This is a genomic window from Streptomyces sp. NPDC002130 (assembly GCF_040296465.1).
Classification (GTDB): Bacteria; Actinomycetota; Actinomycetes; order Streptomycetales; family Streptomycetaceae; genus Streptomyces.
Window position 1 is genome coordinate 1 of sequence record NZ_JBEOXI010000794.1, and the last position, 1,495, is coordinate 1,495.

Sequence of the window (1,495 nt, forward strand, 5' to 3'; positions counted from 1 at the left end):
CTTCGCCCGGCGGATGGCGGCGAGCATGCGCTGGGTCGTCCCCGAACTGCTGGCCCAGGGCGACTGGCAGGCCGTCCGCCACGTTGTGGACGTGGACCGGCGCGTGCGGGCCGTGCGGCGCCGGTCACCGGCTTGACGGAGGGGAGCCGGTGACCGGCGCCGCACCCGCGAAACACCCTCACGGCGTGAAGTGCGGCACAGTATGACCAGGTAACACGGGGTTCACATGCGAGCAATGGCCGGGAAATCGCCCGTTGCCAGGCTGCCGGGCAGCAGACGCGGCGCACCGGTGCCGCTGCGCCGCAAGCACCCGCGATACGCGCCCAGACACACCCGAGGATGTGGCCCGTGACCTTCAAGGCTGAGTACATCTGGATCGACGGCACCGAGCCGACGGCCAAACTGCGTTCCAAGACCAAGATCATCACGGGTTCCCCCGCCGGTCTCGACGCGCTGCCGATCTGGGGCTTCGACGGGTCTTCGACCAACCAGGCCGAGGGCCACTCCTCGGACTGTGTCCTCAAGCCGGTCTTCAGCTGCCCCGACCCGATCCGCGGCGGCGACGACATCCTGGTGCTGTGCGAGGTCCTGAACATCGACCTCACCCCGCACGCCAGCAACACCCGTGCGGCGCTGGCCGAGGTCGCGGAGAAGTTCGCGGCGCAGGAGCCGATCTTCGGCATCGAGCAGGAGTACACGTTCTTCAAGGACGGCTACCCGCTCGGCTTCCCCAAGGGCGGCTTCCCGGCCCCGCAGGGCGGCTACTACTGCGGTGTCGGCGCGGACGAGATCTTCGGCCGTGACGTCGTCGAGGCGCACCTGGACAACTGCCTGAAGGCCGGTCTCGCCATCTCCGGCATCAACGCCGAGGTCATGCCCGGGCAGTGGGAGTTCCAGGTCGGCCCGGTCTCCCCGCTGGAGGTCTCCGACCACCTGTGGGTGGCCCGCTGGCTGCTCTACCGCACCGCCGAGGACTTCGACGTCGCCGCCACCCTCGACCCCAAGCCGGTCAAGGGCGACTGGAACGGCGCCGGTGCGCACACCAACTTCTCCACCAAGGCGATGCGCGAGAGCTACGACGCGATCATCACCGCGGCCGAGTCGCTCGGCGAGGGCTCCAAGCCGCTCGACCACGTCAAGAACTACGGCGCCGGCATCGACGACCGCCTCACCGGCCTGCACGAGACCGCCCCGTGGAACGAGTACTCCTACGGCGTCTCCAACCGCGGCGCCTCGGTCCGTATCCCCTGGCAGGTCGAGAAGGACGGCAAGGGCTACATCGAGGACCGCCGTCCGAACGCCAACGTCGACCCGTACGTGGTGACGCGTCTGCTGGTCGACACCTGCTGCTCGGCGCTGGAGAAGGCCGGCCAGGTCTGACCCGAACGGTAGCTTTCGCGCAGGGGCGCTCACCGTACGCGGTGGGCGCCCCCGTTCGTCTGCCGGACGTCGTGGCTCGTCGCGCAGTTCCCCGCGCCCCTTGACGGGGCGCGGG

Annotated in this window: 1 protein-coding gene; it reads left to right on the forward strand. The window is 69.6% G+C overall.

Annotated elements, in window-relative coordinates:
- The first annotated feature begins 348 nt into the window (after window positions 1-348).
- Window positions 349-1,380, forward strand: a complete 1,032-nt coding sequence (gene glnII, locus ABT116_RS45605; protein ID WP_351647011.1) for a glutamine synthetase — start codon at window positions 349-351, stop codon at window positions 1,378-1,380.
- Window positions 1,381-1,495 lie beyond the last annotated feature (115 nt).